Annotated in this window: 4 protein-coding genes; 2 read left to right on the top strand and 2 right to left on the bottom strand. The window is 71.8% G+C overall.

Annotated elements, in window-relative coordinates; translation table 11 throughout:
- A partial coding sequence (locus PROKR_RS26540; RefSeq protein WP_051433396.1) for a pirin family protein occupies window positions 1-1,043 on the bottom strand: 1,043 nt, incomplete at its 3' end.
- 510 nt (window positions 1,044-1,553) lie between these two features.
- Window positions 1,554-2,564 (bottom strand): hypothetical protein, encoded by a 1,011-nt coding sequence (locus PROKR_RS26535; protein ID WP_036969761.1) that lies wholly within the window; start codon window positions 2,562-2,564, stop codon window positions 1,554-1,556.
- Window positions 2,565-2,876: 312 nt separating this feature from the next.
- On the opposite strand from PROKR_RS26535, the gene PROKR_RS26530 reads away from it, so the two are divergent.
- On the top strand, window positions 2,877-3,488 hold the full coding sequence (locus PROKR_RS26530; protein ID WP_036969759.1) for a TetR/AcrR family transcriptional regulator: 612 nt from the start codon (window positions 2,877-2,879) through the stop codon (window positions 3,486-3,488).
- Window positions 3,489-3,587: 99 nt separating this feature from the next.
- Window positions 3,588-4,239 (top strand): MFS transporter (locus tag PROKR_RS26525; RefSeq protein ID WP_157602732.1); only part of this gene is annotated, 652 nt, incomplete at its 3' end.

Here is a 4,239-nt window from a genome sequence, read left to right as displayed (position 1 = left end):
CTGGGCTTGAGCCGCAGTTCCGGCAGGGCGGGCGCGCGCAGCGGCCCGCTCGGGTAGCCGTGCACCCGGCCGAACAGCCGGTCCTCGGCGCCCGCCGCGTAACCGGTCGCGCCGGCACGCTGCCCCGAGCCCGTCGAAGGGTCGAGCTCCGCGACCTGGGCCATCCAGGCGTCGCGGGCCCGGACGATGTCCTCGTGCGTGCGGCCCATGAAGTTCCACCACATGACGACGTCCTCGTCGAACGGCAGACCGCCGATCAGGACCGCCCGGCCGGGCGCCCCGGCCCCGGCGCGCGCCACGAGACCGGAGCGGCCCGGCGCCACGTACCCGAGGTTCGACGGCGGCACGGCCCTCCCCTCGAACGTCACGTCGCCGGAGTCCACGAGCAGGGCATGCTCGTGCTCCGGGTCGACGGCGAGCCGCACCTCGGCCCCAGGCTCGAGGTCGATCTGCGCCCCGACGAGCGGCGTGTACGCGGTCGCGGGCGAGGCCGGCTCCTGGCCCGCCACCCCGAGCCGCCCCATGAATACCTGCACGACGGCGCCGTCGTGCCGCACCACGGGCAGGTCGCCGTGGTGCTCGAAGTGCGGGTCGACGCCGAGGGCCGAGCCCGGCAGCGCCGTCCACAGCTGGACGCCGTGCAGGCGGGGCGGACGGTTCTGCGCCGGCGACTCCTCCGAGTGGGAGATGCCCCGGCCCGCCGTCATGAGGTTGAGCTCGCCCGGCCGGACCGTCTGGAGCGAGCCGACGGAGTCGCGGTGCAGGATCTCGCCCTCGAAGAGCCAGCTCACCGTCTGCAGCCCGGTGTGCGGGTGGGGTGGCACCTGCATGCCCTCGCTGCCCGAGACGTCGTCCGGGCCGTAGTGGTCGCTGAAGCACCACGCCCCCACGAGCGACCGGGCGCGCTGCGGGATCGTGCGCCGCACGTTCATCGCCCGCGGCCCGCCGAGCGGCACGTCGCGCGGGGTGAGGAGCTCGATGCCGTCGCCTTGCTCGCCCGCGACGCAGACCTGCTCGGTCGGCTGGGTCTCCAGGTTGCTCATGCGCCGAGCCTAGATCCCGTGGCCGGCGTCCGGGGAGGGGCCAGGGCCCCCGGGGCAGGCCGGGGGCCCTGGCGAAACCGCATACCCATGACCCGCGCTCGGCGAGGACCAGGGGCGCCGTGTCGACGTCACGACTCCGATGTGCTCGTCAGACCCGGAACGCCAGGCCTGTTCTGCACGAACACCTCGAACGCGGGCGGTCTTCCGGCCCCGTACAGGCACCTGTGGCGTCATCCACAGCCCGCACCGCGGTACGGGACGTCCTGTCGTTCTCCGGTCGACCATGTGTCCGATGCCCGGGCCGGTCGGTACTGCTGCAGCGCACCGTATCTGCACCCGGATCGTCGAACCACTGCCAACGTTTCTATCCGCGTGTCGCATCACCGGCAACCGCTCCACGGCTGTAATTTTCACCCTGCGGTTCTCAACAGTTCTATCCACAGGTAATCCCCTGGATTTCCCACACAACACACAGGGCTGTGGATCAAATCTGTGGATAACTAAACGGGCTCAGACCCAGGCGCGGGATCCCGGGGTGCCACCGGTGGCCGGGTCGCTGCGCGCCTCCAGCTCGTCCGGCGTCGCGATGAAGCCGCCGTCGTCCACGAGGATGCCCGCGATGCGGCTCTGCAGGGACACCGCGAGGCGCGCGAGCGAGGCGCGCATGCGCGCGCGGGCGATGACGTGCAGCCCGGACCCGTGCTCGAGCTCGAGCTCGTAGGGGTCCGCCGGCACCCAGCTCATGCGGTAGGCGTACGGCCCGTAGCTGCGCCAGTCCAGCGACCCGAGCGCGCGGGGCACCCGGTCGACGCGCTCGACGTCGATCACGATCGAGCCGTCGTACGGGGTGCTCCCCGCGAGCGTGTAGCGCGGCGTCCCATCGGGGGTGACCTGTTCGGCGGACACGTCGGCGGTCGCGATGAACGACCTCAGCATGGGCAGCACGTCCCCCGGCAGCAGGGGGTGCGCGGAGTAGAGCTGCAGGTTGACGGACGCCGCCGGGTCCGGGACCAGCGGCTGCCGCCCGTCGACGAGCACCCCGCCGCCGGTCTTGCGCGCGGAGGCGACGGCCCACTGCACGATGCGCAGCTCCTCGGCCTGCGGGAGCGCGTGCGGAAAGGCGCGGGCGATACCGTCCCGGTCGTCGTACGACGTCGGGGCAGCGCCCCGCACGTCCCGGAGGCCGTCGCCGCGCGCTATCGAGTACGCCTCAGCCGTGGTGGCCGGGATCTGCAGCTCCGCGAGGCGCGCCTCCGCGACCTCGAACGGGCCGGTCGCGACGTGCTCCTCCCCCAGGCGCATGACTCCGGGCACGAGCGAGTCGGCCTGGGCCATGCCCCGGAACCGGGACCCGGCCATCCGCCGGGACCCCGCGGCGCGGGTCGGTTCTCGGAGCCACGCGACGTCCGAGAACCAGGCGGCGGCGAGCTCACTGACCGCGACGGGGCCATTTGTACTGGGCAGGACCAGAAGGTGGCCCGAGGCGTGTTCCGCAGGAATCACGCCCGCCAGAAAAGTCATGCGGGAACCCTACTGCCGCGCACTTTCGCCGATGATGCCAGCGTGTTACAGAGAGGAAACACGCTTGTGACGGCGTGCTCACGCAATGTCGGCATTCCCGGCCGGGATTTCGCGGGACCGTACGAAAGCGCCTGGGCCGCAATTCCGGAGCGACTGAGTATCAGTGCAAAAGCATGAATATTGCGATCCTGGGGCCGGGCAAAGCGGATCTATCCAAACTTAGCGCGATCTGTCCGTCGGATAGGCCTTCGACTCCTCCGCGTCCGCGATCCCGCGTTCCAGTTACTGACGACGCGGGCATATGATGTCAGCATGCCCAAGATCATCGGCAAGAGCCTGCACGAGCACCGCCAGATGACGAGGCACAAGCTGTTCACCGCTCTGTCCACCCTCATGGCGGAGCGCGGGTTCGACACCATCACCCTGGCCGACATCGCCGCGGCGGCGAACGTCGGCCGGACCGCCGTCTACAACCACTTCCACGACAAGGAAGCGCTGCTCCTCGGGTTCATCACCCACGAGACCGAGCAGTACGCCCACACCCTGGAGCGAGCGCTGGACGGCGTGAGCGACCCCGTGGAACAGCTCCGTACCTACATCCGCCAGCAGGCTCAGCTCACCCGCGTGTTCCACCTCGCCCCCGGCCCGGACCTGCGGACCGTCCTGTCCCGCGCGACGTTGCAGCGCCTGCGTGAGCACGCCGACATCGTGGAGGCGATCCTGCGCCGGATCCTCACCGCGGGGATCGAGGCCGGGACGTTCCCGCCGCAGGACATCGAGCCGACGGTGCACCTCGTCAACGCGTGCCTGTCGGGACGGCTCATCCCGGACGAGCCCGTGGCCCGCGAACGCACGATCCGCGCCGCCGAGTCGTTCGTGCTGCGCGCGGTCGGTGCCCGGGTGCCGGAGCGCGTCCCGGCCTGAGCCGGAGTCACAGGCCGGGAACAAGGCACGCACCGACGCGGACCCGCAGGCTCGGGCGGCACAGGTAGAGCATGGAGCCGAGGCGGTAGCCTCTGCCGCGTGTCCTCCGCCGCCGTGAACTCCGAGCCCGCGCCGTCGATGCGGCCCGAGCCGCTGGGCGGGGCGTTCACCAAGGTCGTCGCCGCCAACCTGAGCTCGAGCCTGGGCGACGGGATCGCGCGGGTCGCCGCGCCGCTGCTGGCCGCCCAGCTGACGGACGACCCGCTGCTCGTGTCGTTCGTCGCGGTCGCCGCCCTGCTCCCGTGGCTCCTGTTCGCGATCCCCGCGGGTGTGCTCGTGGACCGGATCGACCGCCGGCTTGCGCTCGGCCTGGCAGGCGGGGTGCGTGCGCTCGTGGCCGGCGGCCTCCTCTCGCTGCACCTGACCGGGGCGCTCACGATCTGGTGGCTCCTGCTGGTGGTGCTCCTGTACGGCGTGCTGGAGACGGTCTACGACGGCGCCATCCGCGCGGTGGTCCCGTCGCTGGTGGGCCGGGGTGACCTGCCGCGCGCGAACTCGCGGGTCGAGGCCACCGAGATCGTGGTGCAGCAGTTCCTCTCCCAGCCGCTCACCTCATGGCTGCTCGCGATCTCCGCGGCCTGGGCGCTCGGGTTGAACACCGCCGCGTACGCGGTGGCCGGCGGGCTGGCGCTGACGCTGCCCGCGGTGGCCTCCGGCGTCGTCGCGCGCCGTCGTGCCTCCCGGCCTGCCG

It is taken from the genome of Promicromonospora kroppenstedtii DSM 19349 (assembly GCF_000515355.1).
Taxonomy (GTDB): Bacteria; Actinomycetota; Actinomycetes; order Actinomycetales; family Cellulomonadaceae; genus Promicromonospora; species Promicromonospora kroppenstedtii.
Note: the sequence above shows the minus strand (reverse complement) of the source record. Positions and strands in the feature narration are given on the sequence as shown.

Bases quoted from the DNA above. Each gene is read 5' to 3' on its own strand.
- PROKR_RS26535 (WP_036969761.1), bottom strand. From the start codon at position 2,564: ATGACTTTTCTGGCGGGCGTGATTCCTGCGGAACACGCCTCGGGCCAC.
- PROKR_RS26530 (WP_036969759.1), top strand. From the start codon at position 2,877: ATGCCCAAGATCATCGGCAAGAGCCTGCACGAGCACCGCCAGATGACG.